Here is an 18,837-nt window from a genome sequence, read left to right as displayed (position 1 = left end):
TACCCCATATCTAAACCCAAACATGCGCTCAAACATGAATGAATTATTTAGTTAACAAATGTATTAAATATTGGTTTCAAAAATATCCTGATAAGGGTAATATTGTATTAATTAATCGAATTATAAGTACATATGATGTGGCAAAATTCTTTTCAGGGTTTGATTAATACTTAAAATTTAGCGCTAAATAAAATAGAGCGGCTAACGTTGCACCTATAACCGGACCAACAATTGGTACCCATGCATAAGCCCAATCACTTGTACCTTTACCTTTCATCGGTATTATGCTGTGTATAATTCTTGGTCCTAAATCCCTAACCGGGTTTATAGCATAACCAGTTGTTCCACCCAATCCTAAACCAATAACCCAAACCAAAAAAGCAACCGGAATAGCACCAATAGAACCCAATCCGATGGGGGTTTTATCAGTTCCCATTTCAGCATTTGTAAAGAAAAATATCACAAAAATAAGAACGAAAGTCCCTATAATTTCCGAAGTTAGATTAGATTTTAAGTTTCGAATTGCTGGTGAAGTTGCAAATGGAGCAGCTTTTAATCCTTTATCTTCAGTTGCATCAAAATGATCTTTATAAATTATCCATACTAAAAACGATCCTATCATGGCTCCGCAAAGTTGGGCAAGAATATAGTAAGGAACTTTTATCCAGGCAAACTTTTGCGTTATGGCAAGCGCAATTGTAACTGCAGGATTTAAATGGGCACCACTATATGGCGCAGCAATAACTACACCTACAAAAACTGCAAGTGCCCAAGCTGTGGTTATAACCATCCACCCACTATCATTTCCTTTGGTTCCTTTTAATACAACGTTAGCAACAACGCCATTTCCGAGTAGAATTATAAGTGCTGTACCTATAAGTTCTGCAACAAACTCTGTCATTTTATATTTTGTTAAAATCTTAATTTATCGATTTACTCTTCTGCACAAACTCGTGCAGCTTTAACTGCTCTATTCCAACCTTTAATCCGTTCAGTATTGTCAATGCCTTCTTTGGCTGCAAAAGTTTTATCTATTTTCCATTGGGATCGTATTTGGTCGATGCTATCCCAAAATCCTGTAGCCAAGCCTGCAAGATATGCGGCACCAATTGCGGTAACCTCGGTAACTTCTGGTCTGATGACTTTACTGCTTAATAAATCAGCCTGAAATTGCATTAACAAATCATTTGCGGTTGCCCCACCATCCACACGTAATTCAGAGATACTTACACCGGCATCGGCTTCCATTGCTTTTAAAACATCCATGGTTTGGTAAGCAATACTTTCTAATGCGGCTCTGGCAATATGCGATTTATTGGTGCCTCTGGTTAAACCGGTTATGGTTCCTCTGGCATGTTGATCCCAATGTGGTGCACCTAAACCAGCAAAAGCAGGCACAACATAAACGCCTTGTGTATCCTCAACTTTTTTAGCGAGCGTTTCTACATCGGCAGATTTTGATATCAAACCCATTTCATCCCGAAGCCATTGCACTACTGCGCCGCCAATAAAAATACTGCCTTCTAAAGCATATTGAACATCATCTTTAATTTTCCATGCAATTGTTGTAAGTAAGTTATTTGCAGAAAGTTTTGGTTCTTTACCGATATTCATCAGCATAAAACAGCCTGTACCGTAGGTGTTTTTAACCATACCAACTTCTGTACACATTTGCCCAAACAGAGCCGATTGCTGATCGCCTGCTATACCAGCGATGGGGATTTTTGCGGCCAATATATTACCAGCAGTTTCTCCATAAACTTCGCTTGATGATTTTACTTGTGGTAACATTTGCTTCGGAATACCAAAGAGTTCTAAAAGCTCATCATCCCAAGATAAATTATGGATGTTAAAAACCATTGTTCTTGATGCGTTTGTTACATCTGTTACATGAGTTTTTCCTGCGGTTAGTTTCCATATTAACCAGCTGTCCATCGTACCGAATGCCAGTTTTCCTGCTTCGGCTTTTTCTTTCGCACCATCTACATTTTCTAAAATCCACTTTGCTTTTGTTGCCGAAAAATAAGAATCGATTATTAAACCCGTTTTTTCCTGAATTTTTTTAGCCAATCCTTTCGCTTTTATTTCATCGCAATAGGCTGATGTTCTTCTGTCTTGCCACACAATGGCATTGTAAACTGGTATTCCCGTTTCTTTATCCCAAACAACGGTGGTTTCTCTTTGGTTGGTAATTCCGATAGAATCAATATCTCTCGCAGATAAGCCGGCTTTTACGATTACTTCGGCGGCAACAGCAATTTGCGACGACCAAATTTCCATTGGGTCATGCTCAACCCAGCCAGCCTTTGGATAAATTTGGGTAAATTCTCTTTGTGCAATGGCTACGATTTCACCATCGTGATTAAATACAATTGCTCTCGAGCTCGTGGTTCCTTGATCGAGAGACAAGATAAACTTGCTCATAACTAAATTTGGTTAGGTACTATTTGGCTAAAGCCACACTTGGTATTTTTAAATCGGGTTGATAAATATAACCAGATGCCAAATTATTAAAAATTTCGACTTGGTTATCTTCCCAATGTTTATCTGCATGTAACTCTTTTGCTAAGATTGATGCAACCTTTGCACTCATTTCCATTGCTGCATGCGCATCAATAAATAAAATTCGCAATCTCCTGCTCAAAATATCTTCTATTGTTTCGGCCATTTCATTTCGTATAGCCCAAACAACTTCAGCTTTATTATAGGGGAAATGGGGGTGAAGTTGCTCCCTCAAATCAGGGTTTTCCGCCATCAAAGCTTCAATTTTAGGTTTGTCACTACCATAAATATCCAAATAACTGCTATCATTAAAGTTTGCACAGCCATGTATTTTTAAACCTTTTGTTATGCAAGGTTTAGAAACCATGTTTGCATGGGCAATAGCCAAATCAACGGTTTCTTCTGCCATACGGCGATAGGTTGTCCATTTACCACCCGTTATGGTTATTAATCCTTTAGCAGATACAATTAATTTATGATCGCGACTAATTTCCTTTGTACTGTTTCCGCCACTTTTTGATGGTGCGGCAAGTGGCCTCAAACCAGAAAAAACACTTAAGATATCTTTCTCATACGGTTTCTGATTAAAATATTCACCAGCGGTATTCAAAATAAAATCTACTTCTTCTTTTAAAGCTCGTGGTTCCAAACTATGTTCATCTAAAGGTGTATCAGTTGTGCCAACCAGCAAATGCTTGTGCCATGGCACTGCAAAAAGTACCCTTCCGTCAGATGTTTTTGGAATCATTAATGCAGAATCGCTATTGAGAAATTTTTTATCCAAAACCAAATGAACGCCCTGACTTGGACGAACCATATTTTTAGAATTGGGATTGTTCATTTTCAAAATATCATCAACAAAAACCCCTGTAGCATTAATAATAATTTTTCCCCTAAATTTTACTTTTTTTCCTGTTAAAGTATCTTCGGTTTCTATACCAACAATGCTATCATTATTTTTTTGCAACGCTACTACCTTTGTGTAGGTTAGCAAAGTGGCGCCATGCTCTATTGCTGTTTGCGCTATGTTTATTGCCAATCGGGCATCATCAAATTTGCCATCAAAATATCTTATGGCTCCTTTTAAACCCTTTGCTTTGATTTCCGGGATAGCTTCGAGCGTTTGTTTTTTGTTGAGGAATTTAGATTTACCAAAGCTATACTTTCCTGCAAGCCAATCGTAAATGGTTAAACCTGAAAGGTATTTTAATATCGAAAACCAACTGTAGCATGGAATAATAAATTCCTCTTTATTTACTAAATGGGCAGCATTTTTTTGTAATAAACCACGTTCTTGCAAAGCATGTTTTACCAAACCAATATCGCCTTGAGCCAAATAACGTACACCGCCATGAACCAATTTTGTACTTCTGCTCGATGTTCCCTTTGCAAAATCTGATTGCTCTACCAATAAGGTTTTATACCCTCTGCTTGCAGCATCTAAAGCAATACCTAAACCGGTTGCGCCACCACCAATTATGATGATATCCCAATGGATATTTCCAGAAAGGATGGGTTTATGAATTCTATTCATCAAAACAAAAGGTAATAAAACGAAACAATACGCAATTATAAGTAATCTAAATCGAAATAATATAATATCATCGTTAAAAAATTATTATATTATTTACATAAATGATTTAGCAAATGATTAATTTGTCGCATTGCAAAAAACCAAGTAATATTTATGATGAATTTAGCCGAAAGGCACCAATTAATTTTAAGTCGTTTACAACGCGATCAATATATCAATGTTGTAGATTTATGTAAGGAACTGAAGGTTTCATCTGTTACCATAAGAAAGGATTTAAAACTACTTGAAGATAAAAGCTTGCTTTTTAGAACACATGGTGGCGCAACGATGAACAATCCCTACACGGTTGATAGACCGGTAAATGAAAAGGAAAAGATTCAATCTTCAGAAAAAAATAAAATAGGTGCAGCAGCTGCTACACTAATAAATGATAATGACTCTATAGTTATAGCTTCGGGTACTACTGTATTGTATTTTGCTAAAAATCTACAGCCCGCAACCAATTTAACCGTTGTAACGTCGGCCTTAAATGTGGCGTTAGAACTTATGAGAGAACCAAGCATAGAAGTAATACAATTGGGTGGGATTTTAAGAAAAAGTTCTTCATCGGTTTTAGGAAATTATGCAGAGCAAATTTTAAGCGATTTTTATTTTAATAAACTGTTTTTAGGTGTTGATGGAATTGATTTAGATTTTGGGTTAACCACAACAAACGCAATGGAAGCGCAGTTGAATAGGAAAATGATTAGCGTTTCACAAAAAACAATTGTTCTGGCAGATTCATCTAAATTTGGTAAAAGAGGTTTTGGAAAAATATGTGGATTAGATGAAATTGATCACATTATAACCGATAAAGGAATTTCTGAACAAATTGTAAAACATTTAGAAGGTTTAGGTGTTACTGTAACTATCGTATAGTAAAAATCACCCAATACAGTAACCAAACAATAATTTGAATTATGTCAAAAAAGAGAATACACATTTTAGAAGATGACCAGGAAATCAGAAACGTGATTGAGATTCTTTTAAAAGAAGAAGGGTTTGAGCTACAACTATCATCATCTTTTTCTGAGTTAAAGAAAAACATCAAAGATGCAATGCCAGATTTATTTTTGCTGGATGTAATGTTGCCTGATGGAAATGGTGCAGAGATTTGCGAAGATTTAAAAACCGATATTTTTACCAAACACATTCCTATCATCGTAATGTCTGCGCAAAATAACAGCGAGCAAAAAGCTATTGATGCTTTCGCCGACGATTATATTAGCAAGCCATTTGATATCTACGATGTTTTAGAAAGAATAAATGCTCAAATAAAAAAGAGCCATGAAGGTAAGCCGGCCCAGGCATAACCAATTCGATTGATATTAAAAAGAGAGATAATTTTCACATTATCTCTCTTTTTTTTGCCTGTTAATAATCGGTTTTAATTTTACCGCTTAGGTTTTTTATGGGTACTACAATATCATCGAGCTGAAAAGCATTTTCTAAATCTGCAGGTAAATTTGGGCTATGATTAAAATTATAATCTGTAAAATCTACAGTGTTTTTTGTTAGCGATAAGTAATACAAACCACCAGATTTAGCTTTCCTAACATACCAATATAAAAAGCTTGGCTCATTTTCGTTTGTATGTTCAATCTCAGTTATATATACTTTTAATCTAATTACATCGGGTTCGGGAATTGATTTTTTACATGCAACTAACGTAATTGCAAGTGCAAAAAGAACAATGAAATTTTTCATAAGTAATTAGAGGGATGACAAATAGCTTGTAAAATTAATAATTTTTGGTGAAAAAATTACGGTGTAATTAAATATGAGATGCTTCTTTTTACTTCATGCATTTTAAGCAGTTGAAAAGCAGTCTAAAATGTATATTATTGTAATGCATATCCAAATCAACATTAATCTGCACCATTAGTAAATCGATTAACTATTTATCTATTCTCATGATACTATCCCTACGAAAATTTAATATAATTCTTGTCTTATTACTTCTTCATCAAATTGCTTTTGCCGCTAAACCTGTACAACTTAAATGTGAATATTTGGTAAGGCCGATAGGTTTAGATAATCCAAAGCCACGATTGACCTGGATGATGGTTGATGAAACTAAAGGTGCCATTCAAAATGCCTATAGAATTATCATGGGTACAGATTCTTTACAACTCGTACATAAGCAAGGCATTCAATGGGATTCAGGCAAAATCCCATCTTCATCTAGTTTGGTAACTTATAATGGAAGAGCATTATCTCCATTTACTAAATATTATTGGCGGGTAGAAATTTGGGATAAAGCTAATAAAATTTCATCAGCAACATCATCGTTTGAAATGGGGATGATGGGTATGGAGAATTGGAAAGGAACCTGGATAAGTGATAGAAACGATATCAATACTTTACCAGCACCCTATTTTAGAAAGGTATTTGAACCTGCAAAAAAAATTAAATCGGCTAGGGTTTATGTAGCTGCGGCTGGGTTATACGAATTATACCTTAATGGTAAAAAAGTTGGCGACCACCGTTTAGACCCAATGTACACTCGTTTCGATAGAAGAAACCTTTACGTTAGTTACGATGTCACATCAAATCTTAATGATGGAAAAAATGCAATCGGTGTTTTATTGGGCAATGGCTGGTACAATCATCAATCGCTTGCAGTTTGGAATTTCGATAAAGCACCATGGCGTGCCCGTCCGACTTTTTGCCTGGATTTAAGAATAACTTACACCGATGGATCAATAGTAACGATAACTTCTGGAAGCGATTGGAAAACAAGTTTAAGTCCGATTATATCAAACAGCATTTATACTGCCGAGCATTATGATGCCCGTTTAGAACAAAAAGGATGGAACACCGTAAATTTTGATGATACAAAATGGCGTGGTATTACATTAAGGGCTGCACCATCCAAGAATATAGTTGCTCAAGCCATGCACCCCATAAGAAATGTTGATGAAATTCCAGTAAAATCCATGCGTAAATTTAACGATACCACATATCTTTTTGATTTAGGTAGAAATATAGCAGGGGTAACAAAAATTAAAGTTGAGGGAGAAAGAGGCACTGAAATCAGGTTAAAACATGCAGAGCGATTGGACAGTTTAGGGCATGCTGATTTATCTAACATTGATGTGTACCACCGTCCGAAAGACAAATCCGATCCCTTTCAAACCGATATATTTATTTTGAATGGCGAAGGAGAAGAACAATTTATGCCGCTATTTAATTATAAGGGTTTTCAATATATCGAGGTAAGCAGCTCAAAGCCTATAAATTTAACCGAAAAGAGTTTAACGGCTTACTTTATGCATAGTGATGTGCCTGCTGTTGGTCAGTTATCTTCTTCAAACCCATTAATCAATAAACTTTGGTGGGCAACCAATAATTCGTACTTATCAAATTTGTACGGTTTTCCAACCGATTGTCCGCAAAGGGAAAAAAATGGTTGGACAGGCGATGGGCATTTTGCTATAGAAACCGGACTTTATAATTTTGATGGCATTACGATTTATGAAAAATGGATGGCTGATCATCGCGATGAACAGCAGCCAAATGGCGTACTGCCAGATATTATTCCTACCGGAGGCTGGGGTTATGGAACTGCTAATGGTACTGATTGGACAAGTACAATTGCCATCATTCCATGGAATATTTATACCTTTTATGGTGATAGCAAATTACTTGCAGACAATTACCAAAACATAAAGCAATATGTAAATTATGTTGATGGGATTAGTAAAGATGGATTAACGACCTTCGGAAGAGGAGATTGGGTACCTGTAAAATCTACCTCCGATTTGGAATATACATCTTCTGTTTATTTTTACGTAGATGCAGATATTTTAGCAAAGGCCGCTAAATTATTTAATAACCAAAATGATTATTTAATTTATAGTGCACTGGCCAAGAAGATTAAAAACGCTATTAATGCAAAGTATTTCAATCCCAAAACTGGGATTTATGGTAAAGGTGTACAAACCGAATTAAGTGTTGCCTTGCAATGGAACATTGTGCCCGAAGCTTCGAGGCAATTGGTTGCAGATAATTTAGCAAAAAGGGTTATAGCCGATGGAATGCATATTGATGTAGGTGTTCTTGGTGCAAAAGCAGTGTTAAATGCTTTAAGCGATAATGGTCATAGTGATGTTGCATACAAATTGGCGGCCCAAGATACTTATCCGGGTTGGGGTTGGTGGATTGTTAATGGCGCAACAACCTTACATGAAAACTGGGACATGCAAGCCACGAGAGATATTTCTGATAACCATATGATGTTTGGCGAAATTGGTGGCTGGTTTTTTAAAGGTATAGGTGGTATAAAAGTAGATGAAGACAATCCCGGCTTTAAAAACATTTTATTAAAGCCACATTTTGTAGATGGCTTAAATCATTTTGAAGCTTCACATGATGGACCTTTCGGCAGAATCATTTCATCTTGGAAAAGAACCGTCAAAGGTGTAGCGTATAATGTTACCATCCCAGCAAATTCTTCAGCAAGTTTGGAGATACCAGTAATGCCAGGACAAAGTTTATTTCTTGATAGAAAGAAATCAAGCAATAAAATACAACTCGGTGCAGGCAAATATCAATTTGAGGTGAAATAAATGTTTCTAAAGCAAATAATTAAATGTAAAAGGAATATAATAACATAGAAAAAATGAAGGTTGGTATGATGAAAGAAACATAGACAACTAACATCAATTATTTAAAATAAAAATGTAAAAAAAAATAAACAGAAAAGTATATTTACTAGTGCTAAAATTTAATATAAATGAAGAAAATTATATTATTTATTGCCTTGGTTATTGTATTAAATTCTGATGCAAATGCACAAAAAGGATTATCTGTTGGTGCAAAAGCTCCATCATTTAGTGGGGTAGATCAGAATGGAAAAAAAATTAGTCTGCAGGCTTTATTAAAAGAACATAAATCTGTAGTGCTTTTTTTTTACCGCGGTCAGTGGTGCCCGTACTGTAACAAACACATTAAAGAACTTCAAGAATCTTTAGAACAACTTACTGCTAAAGATGCTTATGTAATTGGGGTTACACCAGAAACGAGCGACAACATTTCAAAAACAATAAATAAGACAAGCGCCGGTTTCTCCATTATTCAAGATAAGCAAGATGTTATTATGAAAGCTTACGGTGTAAATTTTACGATGGATAATGCCACGTTTACTAAATATAAAGGCTATGGGATTGATTTAGATGCGAATAATGGTAATGCCCGACGAACATTGCCAGTTCCTGCTACCTACATTATTGATCGTTCAGGTAAGATAAAATTCGTCCATTTTGATCCAAATTATCAAAAAAGAGCATCAGTAAAAACATTATTAAGCGAGCTTTAGTTATCACTCACGATTAATATTGTTAGTAAAAAAAGGTAAATACAAAACCCTACAATGATTCTGATGTTCTTATAGAACATAAATCGTTTCAATTATGCAGCCATTTAACATCAATATTGGACAAGGGCAAGAATGCCAATTATATACTATTATTCCTAAACATCCTGCATATGCAATTATGGTTTCCGATAATGTGGTGGCAGTGATTGAACAGGAGGAAGGAACATGGGTAAAAAGACAACTCAGTGAAGTTGACATTGAAGATCTCCATATTGATCCATCTTTGGGAGAATCATTAACGCAAGCAGTTGTTGATGAGCTGGGTAGGGAAATAGAATTAGTACTCGCCGGATTACCAGAACCTAATCCGGATGAACGTTGTGAGTCATAAAGACTTTCATAGGCTTATTCATATTTGATTCATTTTTAATTAGTAGAGCCTAATAAGCTTATTATGAGCTAGTTTTCCGTTTTAGCTTTTCTATTTGCCAATTTATGTTAAGTATGTGGTTATGATAAATGAAAAACCAAATTGTTAATTGCTATCCCCACAATAGAACCAAAAACCTTATAAGTCCGAAAATTCTTAATTCAAAAGATATTTATTTATAGCTAAAACATTTATTGTTATTTAGATATTATTGATACATATGGCTAAAAGATTTAAAAATAAAACTGCCCTTATTACTGGAAGTAGTCAAGGGATTGGTTCGGCATGTGCTTTACGCTTAGCTGAAGAAGGCGCAGACATTATCCTTAACGGACATAAATTTGATGAACGTGGAGAAAAGCTTATTAAGCAAATTAAAAATTTAGGTAGAAAAGCAGAATTTATTGAGGCTGATATGAGTAAGGTTAAATCAGTTTTAAAGCTGATGAAAAGCGCAGTTAAAATTTATGGAACATTAGATATTCTCGTAAATAATGCAGGGCTCGAAACAAAGGCAGATTTTTTGGATGTTACCGAAGAAGATTATGATTTGGTGATGAATACGAACCTGAAGGGAGTCTTCTTTGCCACTCAGGCTTTTGCAAAATACTGTAAGGATAATAAAAGAAATGGTGTGGTTGTTAACATGAGTTCTGTACACGAAGAAATTGCTTTTCCACACTTCGCAGCATACTGCGTAAGTAAAGGAGGACTTAAAATGTTAACCCGAAACCTTGCATCAGAATTGGCACCGATTGGTGTTAGAATTAATAATGTAGCGCCAGGTGCAATTTCAACACCAATAAACAAAGAACTATTGGCGAATAAAAAACAACTTAAAATGGTGCTTCAAAATATTCCTTTGAAAAGAATGGGTAAAGTTGAGGAAGTTGCCGCAGTTGTAGCTTTTTTAGCTTCAGATGATGCAGCTTATGTAACGGGATCTACTTATTTTGTTGATGGTGGATTGAGTTATGATTATCAAGAACAATAGTAATTTACCATTCCTGAATTTATTAGCACTTTGGAAACCCATGCTAAAGCAAACATAGCCTAATTGTTATTTATAAATCAGGAAGAAATGCTGTTCAAATTTTAATCGAAATTTGCCACATATTAATTATGCAATGATCATCATGTGTTATAATCATTTTCTGACATAAAGATTTTGATTAATAAATATAATAAGTTGGCAGGCAATTTTAACCAATTGCTTCAGCCATTTCCTTAACCTTTTGCTGTGCCTTAGGCCATAAATCCTCCATAAATGTAGCGAACTCAGGTGTAGCATCCATCTCCACAATCCAAAATGTACGCTCCCCGTTTTCTTTTAAGGTGTAATTTTCTAATAATCCTGCCCAAGCCTTAACGTTTTCACTATCAGTATCTTCTATGCCATCCTTTACTTCTCCAACATGTTTAATTGAAAGAAATGAATAGGGAATATTTTCCTCTATGATAGAAACCATACCCGAGTTGCTATCATCAACAAACAGTGCTTTACTTCCTGTTGCCCAGTTGGTTACAGCTTTAGAACCTTCGCAAAATACAGATGCCCATTCCGGGTAAGTATCATCACCTATGATTATGTTCCAAACGATTTCTTTGGGTGCATTAATCAAAATTTCAAAAGTTAGCTTTTTCATACCGTTATATTTAGTTTTTATTAGGTTGTATATCTAAATATCATCAAATTATTTTAAAATTTGAGCAAGTAAATGATAGGCGTTACTTTAGTAGTTCTAACTTATTATGATACGTCATTTTATCTAACTAAATTTTACAATGTATGTCATTAATGGCCAAATATTTTAAACCGATTACTGCTCTATTGATATCCCGTTTATAGAGATGGAATTACAGCTAAGAGATATAGAAACATTACCTATCGAATCTCCATAGTAAGATGATGAGTATTGGTCGGCAAAGCTATATAAAGTTGCTTTAAAAAATTTTATCGTTCTAGTAGGTAGTTTTCCGAAGCTATCAGTTATTGTAATAATGCCGTCAAAGCTGCTCTTTTTTACTGCTATTAATCTCAAAACATCATCAGGCAAATTTTTAACATCAAGGTTTAAATAGAATATCCCTGCTTTAAATCCTGATGTAGGTATGTCGGCTTTTGTTGAGGTAGAATCTTTACCTTTTGCTGCTACAGGCGTAGTATTAACTTCATCGTAATATCTAGAAACTGAAGTTGAAACACTGTTAAGCGGAACATTAATTTGCTTTCCATTGGCGGTGACTGACAAATTTATTTTAACGCGTGTTTCTTCCTGCGCATGACTTTTCTGTAAAAAGACGATTACTAAAAATAAAGATAAAATTGTGCTAATTAGATTTTTCATAAGATTAATAAATTAAGAAGTTGTTTTTAAGGTTTGAGATTTATGTATGGAATGATTAATTATATTATTGATTCAGTAATTCTATTTTTTCCATCATGTAAATGTTAATTAAGAGCATAATAATGTGGCTTTGTATTTTATAGATAAAATAAATAAACAATGTATCTTACTTCGAAATTCATAGCTAAACCAAATAGAACTAGCTTCGATAAATCATCTGGCAATTGGGTTTAAATTAAGATAGGTTTTTGATAGTGATTTGAGTTACAAGGGCTTTAGATTTTATGCTTAACAATTGTGATTTATTTTGGTTTTGTGGAAGCTTAAAATCTTTGTAATCTATTTCCCTAATGTATTATAGTCTAAAAATTTAACAAATGATAAGAAATACCGAAAACATGTTTACACTTAAAGATAAAGTTATTGTTGTTACCGGTGCAACCGGCGTATTAGGCCAAGCATTTATTAATGGTTTAAATGCTGCAGAGGCAACCATAATAGTAATCGGAAGGAATGAGGATGTAGCGAAATATAGAGTAGAAACCGTAACAAATGCTGGTGGCAAAGCAATTTACATTGTTGCTGATGTTTTAAATGAGCAAAACCTGTTTGATGCAAATGCAAATATAATATCCAAATTCGGTCGTATTGATGGATTGGTAAACGGAGCTGGCGGAAATATTCCTCAAGCTGTAATTCAACCAGGTAGTGACATTTTTAACTTAGATATTGCAGCGTTAAAACAAGCGTTTGACTTAAACTTATTTGGAACTTTGATACCTACACAAATTTTCGGTAAGGAAATAGCAAAAAATGGAGGTAGCATTGTTAACATCTCCTCAGTTTCGGCAACGCAAGCTGTAACTAGAGTTTTAGGGTATTCATTAGCAAAAGCTGCGGTAGATAGTTATACCAAATGGATGGCTGTAGAACTTGCCAACAGGTATGGAGATAAGGTTAGGATGAATGCAATTGTTCCTGGATTTTTTATTACCAACCAAAATAGGTCTCTACTAACTAATGAGGATAAGTCATTAACCGCCAGGGGAGAAGCAATAATAGCTAACACGCCTTTTAAGAGATTTGGAGAGCCAGATGAATTAATTGGAGCATTAATTTATTTGTTGAGTGATGCGTCTAAATTTGTTAATGGGCAAAATTTAACTGTAGATGGTGGTTTTTGTGCTTTTTCGGGAGTGTAACGGGTAGCAGAAAATATATTTTTTAGGAATAGCCTTTTAAATCGAGTTTTAGCCTTTATTATAGGTGATTGAGACTGAATAAACAAAAAACGCTTTAAACATATAGTTTAAAGCGTTTTGATGTATTTTGATTATACATTGGCGGAGAGTGGGGGATTTTAACCTATGTATTTTTGATGTGCTCATTTTTACATAAAATGCCTTTAAGATATGTTTAAAGCTATTTTTGTGTTAACACGTGTTAAGCTAAGTTAACCAATGTTAGTAAAATTAGCCCCACAATTAGCCCCACAAAAGTAATTTTTGCTATGTTTGATGTCAATATTAAAAGGGCAAAAAAATGGCATTATCACTTAGGTATGAACATCGAAAAGATGTAGTAAATAAAAAGGGTGAACACCCAATTATCTTAATTTTGAGAGTAGAGGCTCAAAGAAAAAAGATACCTACTGGAATAACCTTACTTCCCGAATATTGGGATAACGAAAATCAAAAGGCGATTTACCTAAATAAAAAATCTTTGAAAGAGGTAAATAAGGATTTTGATTTGAGCCTAAGTCCGCTACTTAATGATATCAAAAGAATAAATGATGATTTGCAAGACTTAAAGAAAAGTCTTGAAGACATTGCCCATCGGTATGAGCTTGACAATGTGCCATACAGCGCAGATATGTTAGTCGAAAAACTAAAGAATAAGAATAATGTAAAGACTAAAAAGGAAGAAAAAAACAATATCGTATTCGATTTTATTGATAATTACGTTACAGAGAATGAACCAAGTAGGGCAAAGGGTAGCTTAAGTGTTTACAAAGCATTAAAATCTCATTTAGGTGCTTTCGAAAAGCATAACAGATCAAGAATTAGGTTTGAAGATATCAATTATTCCTTTTTTCAATCATTTCAAAATTTCTTGATTAAGCACCGTGGAATTAATAATATCACTATTGCCAAGCAATTAAGTACACTAAAAACGTTTTTGGGTTATGCTAAAATGAATGGCATTAAAATTACTGATAGTTACAGGGACTTTAAAATTCGTAAGCAAAAACTGGAAGTTATAGCATTAACTGGCGATGAATTTGAAACATTATACAATCTAGATTTGAGCAAAAATGAAAGGTTAGCTAAAGTAAGGGATGTTTTCTGTTTTAGTTGTGTAACGGGTTTAAGGTATTCAGATTTGGCTCAATTGCGTCGAGAGCATATTAAAGCAACCGAAATATGCTTAACTATAAAAAAGACAAAGGAGCAGTTAATAATACCAATTAATGTTTACGCTGAAAGTATTTTAGAAAAGTATAATGAGCACCTTTTGCCAATCCCAGTAATATCAAATCAGAAGTTTAACGATTACATTAAAGAACTATGTGAACTGGCAGAAATTAATGAAAAAATTGAAATCATCCGTTTTAAGGGGGCAATTAAAGAGGCTACTGTACATCCAAAATTTGATTTAATAAGCGCTCATACGGGTAGAAAAACATTTGCAACACTTTCACTCGAAAAAGGTATTCCTGCTGAAACCGTAATGGGAATTACTGGCCATTCAGATTATAAGAGTTTTCAACGGTATGTAAAAGTAACCGAAGAGCGTAAAAGAAATGAAATGAATAAAGCTTGGGGAACACCTAAAGAAAGTATTAAATAGCTAAGGTAATGGAGAATTTTAGTACAATACCTGAAATAAAATATATTTTTCAATCTCTTTATTTATCGGGAGATATTGAAGAGTTTTATCACGAGCAGTATATTTTCTTTTTGCTGAAAAATGATTTTATACAGGGATTTAATCCATTTGATGAATTTGAAAAATTTGGAATTGAAGTTTTGGTAAAATATTTAGATGATGATTTATTGCTAAAGGACGAGTACAGAAAATTTCTTTTCAACGAAACCGATTTTGTAAATCAGGAAATTGATAAATGTAATTTTATTTTGCAAATCCCCATTACCTTATCCCCAAATAAAAAGGTTGAGCAAACCAGTAAAAATATTAAGTATCATAAAATTTTTCAACCATTTTATGACATCAAGACACTTTTTACAAAATTAGACCCTGATGATATTGATACTCCTCTTTTAAACGAGAATACCAATATGACGGTTAAGAAATATTTTGATTATTTATCAGATAAACTTATCGAGCTACAATTAAGTTCAAATAATATAGTTTCAGAACAGCAAAAAGAAAAAAACATTTCCAATCCACAATTAACCCTAAAAGATGTTTGTTATGAGGGTGCATACAAAGAACTTATAAAGCTTTTAGAAAACAACATATTAATTGAGCCAGAAACTCATATTTTTCTTGATAGTAAAAGTAATTTGATTGGTATTTTCAAAGAAATTAAACTGAAAAAATACTTTTACCGAAAAGTGAATGTTAGGGAGTTAATAATAATTGCAAAAAATACTTTTGGATTAGATATCACATATACATACTTTACTCAAATTCCGACTGGTGGAAATACTGGAGGAAATGACGGTATTTCATTAAACATACCAATTTATCAAAATAACAAATAGAGTATAGTGAGCATTCCGAGTAATGCGCTGTCCCTGTGTCTTTTTAGGTTAATTTAAGTTATTCTTTTGTGCTGTACTTAAAAACAACAGCATATGGAAAACATCATTTTTTCGCCACTATCAGTAGGCGATTTTGAAAAACTAGTTACTAAAAGTGTAGAGGATGCACTAGTAAGAATTCAAGAAAATCAGAACAAAAATGTTTCTGAAATAGTAGATGGAGATTATCTGTGTAATAAATTAAACATTACAAGGCAAACTTTAGCTTGCTGGAGGAAAAAGAAGCTGATACCATTTACACAAGTTGGTCAGGTAATTAGATATGATTTCAATGAAGTTATACAATCATTAGGTTTAACAAATAAGGGAGGTAAAAGATGAAAAAGTCTTTTACCAAAGCTGAAAGTTTAATTCAAGAAGAGTATAAAAGTAAAGTTCCAGTAGAAATTTTACCCGAGAAGCTACAAAACATTATCAAGCATTATTCTTCGATTAGTAAATATCCAATTGATTATTTTTTTTCTGCTGTAATTTCTGCGTGTTCATCGGCAATAGGTAGAAGCTATATTCTAAAAACTGGAAATTACACGGTAAATGCATCTTTATGGTTAGTTATAGTTGGACAACCAGGATTAAATAAAACTGCCCCACTAAATCACGCCTATGAGTATTTAATTGAAAAACAGCGAACAGTATTAGAAGAAAATAAAAAACACCGCAAAATAAATCCTGATAAGGAAACCAAAACAATTCATAGTAGCATTTTATCTGATACCACTCCAGAGGCAGTTATGGTATCGCTGGCAAACAATCCAAGAGGTGTTACTATTTTTATGGATGAAATAGCGGGTTTTGTCGCTTCATTTAATCGTTATCATAGTGGCGCAGATGAACAAATGTATTTATCATTATTCAACGGTAGTTCAATAATCAGAAATAGATTAAATGCAGAAGATACCATAACCATAAATACATTTTTAACTATTGTAGGTACTACCCAGCCATCAATTCTAAATAAATATTTTTCCTCGAAAGCAGAAAGTGGTTTTTTTGATAGGTGGTTGCTTTGTTATCCTGAACATATCAAGAAGAAATATCCATCTGATGAAAGAATTGATAAAGCAATAGAAAACCAATATAAAAGTATAATAGAAACACTTTGTTGTTTAAATGCTGATGGTTTGGTTACTACAGAATTAAGTTATAGTCAGGAAGCATTTGACATTATTAATCATTGGCAGAAACAAGCCATTGACAGGCAAAATAATACAGAAAATGATGTGGAAAGAGCTATACTGTCAAAATTTGAAATTTATGTTCATAGGTTCGCTTTAATACTTCACATCATTGAAATTAGCTGTAGTGATCATAAAAATAATTCTGAAGCTGTAGGAATAAAATCTGCAAAAGGAGCTGTACAAATGGCAAATTATTTTTATAGTATGGTCGAAAAAGTGAGGGTGAAAGAGCCATCTGAATTATTACAAGGCTATTGGAAAAGTGTTTATGATGTGTTACCGAATTTAGGAGAAACATTTACCACTTCTCATTTTATTTCGATAACTAATTCTATGGAAATTCCTATTGCCACAGCAAAGCGATGGTTAAGAAAAAACAGTGATAAAAATGAGCCACTTTTATTCGTTAAAATTAGTCACGGAATTTATAGTGTTTTATAAAATGATATTTTCGATATTTTGATATTTGTAATTTCAACTGTCTGTCTTTTAGGTTTTTATTTGATTTATAAAGTTCATTGAAAATATCAAAGTATCATTAAATATATCAGCTTTAAAATTTATTTTTTATACATAAATAATTGTTATATAGTTACTTATATTCTTTTAATATCAAAATATCATAAATATCAACTCTAAATTATATCTCAATAAGCGCAGACTTTTTAAGAATGATAAAGATTGCATATACAGTTATATGAATATCTAGATATATGGCTATCTAATTATACGTATATACAGATATACAAAGTTGAATTGAAAATGTAGGTAAAATAATGGATGGTTTTATAGTGCGAGATGTCTTTTTGTGTGCCCAAAATCTGTTGTTTTTGTAAAGAAAGTTGCCGAAGTAATTAACCATATATCCGTATATACAGATATTGGTATATATGTATATCTGTATATATTATGGCTGTTAGATTTTGTTCTAATTTCTCTCGGTTGTAATGTATACTGCAAGGTGTGTTTTTGTGTATCATAAACCTATGGTTTTATGATTTACACAATAACGTCTTGCAAAATTTTTTAAAGAAAATTTTGATTAAAAAATTCGCAACTCATTTTTTTTGGTGTAATTAAATGGGTAAATCAGGTAGAAAATCCTTGATGGAACAACCTAATATCTTTGCCAATTTATTTAAGTGGCTTAGGTTGTATTTTGCTCTATATTTTGTGCTTTCGATATGACCAATAAAGCCCACAGATAAATCTAATGCAAGTGCTAAATCAGCTTGTGAAATTCCAGCAACAGTTCTTAATTCACGTACTTTATTAATTACATAAATATCTATTTCTGATTTTAAAAGGGCTTTACTCATTGCAATGCAAGAACGGAAAAGCAACTTTTCTAAACACCGATACAGGTATAAGTAAAATTTTGTAGTTTTACTTATTAAAGCAATCTGTAAATTTTAAATCGACTATGAAAAAGGCATTATTTATAATTATTATTGGACTTTCTGCCTGCAGTGCAAAAGATAACCAAGAGAATGTATCGACTGATACCACATCTAAATTCAAGAAGATTAATGCCCAGGAGGTAGACACTTTGAAAAAACTTCCAGTAAAACAAAAATCATTTGAACAGAAAGCTGATGATAGGCTTGATAAAATTATGAATAAAAGGAAATACGTTAAGTGATTAATGCATAACGTTATTTGATATTCGCTACAATAAATAATTTCTTAATTTTGAAT

General features: G+C 33.4%; 19 protein-coding genes. 12 read left to right on the top strand and 7 right to left on the bottom strand.

Annotated elements, in window-relative coordinates; genetic code table 11:
• Positions 1-163 precede the first annotated feature (163 nt).
• The 3 genes from ACFOWA_RS06760 to ACFOWA_RS06750 are packed head-to-tail and all read right to left on the bottom strand — an operon-like array spanning position 164 to position 4,036.
• Positions 164-901: an MIP/aquaporin family protein gene (locus ACFOWA_RS06760; RefSeq protein WP_378983144.1), complete on the bottom strand. Its 738-nt coding sequence runs from the start codon at positions 899-901 to the stop codon at positions 164-166.
• A 32-nt stretch (positions 902-933) separates the two neighbouring features.
• Positions 934-2,424 carry a glycerol kinase GlpK gene (glpK, locus tag ACFOWA_RS06755; protein ID WP_378983141.1) on the bottom strand — a complete coding sequence of 497 codons (1,491 nt, stop codon included), beginning with the start codon at positions 2,422-2,424 and terminating at the stop codon, positions 934-936.
• A gap of 19 nt (positions 2,425-2,443) precedes the next feature.
• Positions 2,444-4,036, bottom strand: a complete 1,593-nt coding sequence (locus tag ACFOWA_RS06750) for a glycerol-3-phosphate dehydrogenase/oxidase (RefSeq protein WP_378983138.1) — start codon at positions 4,034-4,036, stop codon at positions 2,444-2,446.
• Between the two features lie 153 nt (positions 4,037-4,189).
• On the opposite strand from ACFOWA_RS06750, the gene ACFOWA_RS06745 reads away from it, so the two are divergent.
• Entirely contained in the window at positions 4,190-4,954 is a 765-nt protein-coding gene (locus tag ACFOWA_RS06745) for a DeoR/GlpR family DNA-binding transcription regulator (RefSeq protein ID WP_378983136.1), read from the top strand.
• 41 nt (positions 4,955-4,995) lie between these two features.
• Positions 4,996-5,388 (top strand): response regulator transcription factor, encoded by a 393-nt coding sequence (locus tag ACFOWA_RS06740; protein ID WP_123205977.1) that lies wholly within the window; start codon positions 4,996-4,998, stop codon positions 5,386-5,388.
• A gap of 61 nt (positions 5,389-5,449) precedes the next feature.
• Here the strand turns inward: ACFOWA_RS06740 and ACFOWA_RS06735 are convergent, their stop codons facing one another.
• Positions 5,450-5,782, bottom strand: coding sequence for a hypothetical protein (locus ACFOWA_RS06735; protein ID WP_378983133.1), 333 nt, complete (start codon positions 5,780-5,782; stop codon positions 5,450-5,452).
• Positions 5,783-5,988: 206 nt separating this feature from the next.
• On the opposite strand from ACFOWA_RS06735, the gene ACFOWA_RS06730 reads away from it, so the two are divergent.
• The 4 genes from ACFOWA_RS06730 to ACFOWA_RS06715 all read left to right on the top strand — a co-directional run bounded on the left by ACFOWA_RS06730 (position 5,989) and on the right by ACFOWA_RS06715 (position 10,819).
• Positions 5,989-8,646 (top strand): alpha-L-rhamnosidase, encoded by a 2,658-nt coding sequence (locus ACFOWA_RS06730; RefSeq protein ID WP_378983132.1) that lies wholly within the window; start codon positions 5,989-5,991, stop codon positions 8,644-8,646.
• Between the two features lie 167 nt (positions 8,647-8,813).
• Positions 8,814-9,395 (top strand): peroxiredoxin family protein, encoded by a 582-nt coding sequence (locus ACFOWA_RS06725; protein WP_378983130.1) that lies wholly within the window; start codon positions 8,814-8,816, stop codon positions 9,393-9,395.
• A 94-nt stretch (positions 9,396-9,489) separates the two neighbouring features.
• Positions 9,490-9,786 (top strand): hypothetical protein, encoded by a 297-nt coding sequence (locus tag ACFOWA_RS06720; protein WP_378983128.1) that lies wholly within the window; start codon positions 9,490-9,492, stop codon positions 9,784-9,786.
• Positions 9,787-10,045: 259 nt separating this feature from the next.
• Positions 10,046-10,819 carry an SDR family NAD(P)-dependent oxidoreductase gene (locus ACFOWA_RS06715; protein ID WP_378983126.1) on the top strand — a complete coding sequence of 258 codons (774 nt, stop codon included), beginning with the start codon at positions 10,046-10,048 and terminating at the stop codon, positions 10,817-10,819.
• 208 nt (positions 10,820-11,027) lie between these two features.
• On the opposite strand, the gene ACFOWA_RS06710 is transcribed toward ACFOWA_RS06715, so the two are convergent.
• Together ACFOWA_RS06710 and ACFOWA_RS06705 are read right to left on the bottom strand one after the other, a co-directional pair.
• Complete coding sequence (locus ACFOWA_RS06710; protein ID WP_378983124.1) at positions 11,028-11,471, bottom strand: SRPBCC domain-containing protein; 444 nt, start codon at positions 11,469-11,471, stop codon at positions 11,028-11,030.
• A 174-nt stretch (positions 11,472-11,645) separates the two neighbouring features.
• Complete coding sequence (locus ACFOWA_RS06705) at positions 11,646-12,173, bottom strand: hypothetical protein (RefSeq protein WP_378983123.1); 528 nt, start codon at positions 12,171-12,173, stop codon at positions 11,646-11,648.
• A 377-nt stretch (positions 12,174-12,550) separates the two neighbouring features.
• Between ACFOWA_RS06705 and ACFOWA_RS06700 the strand changes: the two genes are divergently transcribed.
• The 5 genes from ACFOWA_RS06700 (at position 12,551) to ACFOWA_RS06680 (ending at position 17,580) form a co-directional block, all read left to right on the top strand.
• On the top strand, positions 12,551-13,375 hold the full coding sequence (locus tag ACFOWA_RS06700) for an SDR family oxidoreductase (protein WP_378983121.1): 825 nt from the start codon (positions 12,551-12,553) through the stop codon (positions 13,373-13,375).
• Between the two features lie 340 nt (positions 13,376-13,715).
• Complete coding sequence (locus tag ACFOWA_RS06695) at positions 13,716-15,023, top strand: site-specific integrase (RefSeq protein WP_378983118.1); 1,308 nt, start codon at positions 13,716-13,718, stop codon at positions 15,021-15,023.
• 8 nt (positions 15,024-15,031) lie between these two features.
• Positions 15,032-15,901, top strand: coding sequence for a hypothetical protein (locus ACFOWA_RS06690; protein ID WP_378983116.1), 870 nt, complete (start codon positions 15,032-15,034; stop codon positions 15,899-15,901).
• Between the two features lie 93 nt (positions 15,902-15,994).
• Positions 15,995-16,282 (top strand): helix-turn-helix domain-containing protein, encoded by a 288-nt coding sequence (locus tag ACFOWA_RS06685; RefSeq protein ID WP_378959312.1) that lies wholly within the window; start codon positions 15,995-15,997, stop codon positions 16,280-16,282.
• On the top strand, positions 16,279-17,580 hold the full coding sequence (locus ACFOWA_RS06680) for a DUF3987 domain-containing protein (protein ID WP_378983114.1): 1,302 nt from the start codon (positions 16,279-16,281) through the stop codon (positions 17,578-17,580). Before ACFOWA_RS06685 ends, ACFOWA_RS06680 begins: the two co-directional genes overlap by 4 nt.
• Before the next feature lie 635 nt (positions 17,581-18,215).
• On the opposite strand, the gene ACFOWA_RS06675 is transcribed toward ACFOWA_RS06680, so the two are convergent.
• The gene (locus ACFOWA_RS06675) at positions 18,216-18,458 is read right to left on the bottom strand and encodes a helix-turn-helix domain-containing protein (protein WP_378983111.1); all 243 of its coding nucleotides are present in this window, start codon (positions 18,456-18,458) and stop codon (positions 18,216-18,218) included.
• A 104-nt stretch (positions 18,459-18,562) separates the two neighbouring features.
• On the opposite strand from ACFOWA_RS06675, the gene ACFOWA_RS06670 reads away from it, so the two are divergent.
• Positions 18,563-18,781 (top strand): hypothetical protein, encoded by a 219-nt coding sequence (locus ACFOWA_RS06670; protein ID WP_378983108.1) that lies wholly within the window; start codon positions 18,563-18,565, stop codon positions 18,779-18,781.
• Positions 18,782-18,837: the final 56 nt, after the last annotated feature.

The organism is Pedobacter lithocola, assembly GCF_042650845.1.
Lineage (GTDB): Bacteria > Bacteroidota > Bacteroidia > Sphingobacteriales > Sphingobacteriaceae > Pedobacter > Pedobacter lithocola.
This window is presented reverse-complemented; position numbering and strand designations above follow the sequence as displayed.

Excerpts from the sequence above, each read along its gene's own strand:
- ACFOWA_RS06720 (WP_378983128.1), top strand. The coding sequence starts at position 9,490 with ATGCAGCCATTTAACATCAATATTGGACAAGGGCAAGAATGCCAATTA.
- ACFOWA_RS06675 (WP_378983111.1), bottom strand. The coding sequence starts at position 18,458 with ATGAGTAAAGCCCTTTTAAAATCAGAAATAGATATTTATGTAATTAAT.
- ACFOWA_RS06705 (WP_378983123.1), bottom strand. The coding sequence starts at position 12,173 with ATGAAAAATCTAATTAGCACAATTTTATCTTTATTTTTAGTAATCGTC.
- ACFOWA_RS06740 (WP_123205977.1), top strand. The coding sequence starts at position 4,996 with ATGTCAAAAAAGAGAATACACATTTTAGAAGATGACCAGGAAATCAGA.
- ACFOWA_RS06690 (WP_378983116.1), top strand. The coding sequence starts at position 15,032 with ATGGAGAATTTTAGTACAATACCTGAAATAAAATATATTTTTCAATCT.
- ACFOWA_RS06760 (WP_378983144.1), bottom strand. The coding sequence starts at position 901 with ATGACAGAGTTTGTTGCAGAACTTATAGGTACAGCACTTATAATTCTA.
- ACFOWA_RS06750 (WP_378983138.1), bottom strand. The coding sequence starts at position 4,036 with ATGAATAGAATTCATAAACCCATCCTTTCTGGAAATATCCATTGGGAT.
- ACFOWA_RS06725 (WP_378983130.1), top strand. The coding sequence starts at position 8,814 with ATGAAGAAAATTATATTATTTATTGCCTTGGTTATTGTATTAAATTCT.
- ACFOWA_RS06710 (WP_378983124.1), bottom strand. The coding sequence starts at position 11,471 with ATGAAAAAGCTAACTTTTGAAATTTTGATTAATGCACCCAAAGAAATC.
- ACFOWA_RS06685 (WP_378959312.1), top strand. The coding sequence starts at position 15,995 with ATGGAAAACATCATTTTTTCGCCACTATCAGTAGGCGATTTTGAAAAA.
- ACFOWA_RS06695 (WP_378983118.1), top strand. The coding sequence starts at position 13,716 with ATGGCATTATCACTTAGGTATGAACATCGAAAAGATGTAGTAAATAAA.
- glpK (WP_378983141.1), bottom strand. The coding sequence starts at position 2,424 with ATGAGCAAGTTTATCTTGTCTCTCGATCAAGGAACCACGAGCTCGAGA.
- ACFOWA_RS06680 (WP_378983114.1), top strand. The coding sequence starts at position 16,279 with ATGAAAAAGTCTTTTACCAAAGCTGAAAGTTTAATTCAAGAAGAGTAT.
- ACFOWA_RS06700 (WP_378983121.1), top strand. The coding sequence starts at position 12,551 with ATGATAAGAAATACCGAAAACATGTTTACACTTAAAGATAAAGTTATT.
- ACFOWA_RS06670 (WP_378983108.1), top strand. The coding sequence starts at position 18,563 with ATGAAAAAGGCATTATTTATAATTATTATTGGACTTTCTGCCTGCAGT.
- ACFOWA_RS06730 (WP_378983132.1), top strand. The coding sequence starts at position 5,989 with ATGATACTATCCCTACGAAAATTTAATATAATTCTTGTCTTATTACTT.
- ACFOWA_RS06715 (WP_378983126.1), top strand. The coding sequence starts at position 10,046 with ATGGCTAAAAGATTTAAAAATAAAACTGCCCTTATTACTGGAAGTAGT.
- ACFOWA_RS06735 (WP_378983133.1), bottom strand. The coding sequence starts at position 5,782 with ATGAAAAATTTCATTGTTCTTTTTGCACTTGCAATTACGTTAGTTGCA.
- ACFOWA_RS06745 (WP_378983136.1), top strand. The coding sequence starts at position 4,190 with ATGATGAATTTAGCCGAAAGGCACCAATTAATTTTAAGTCGTTTACAA.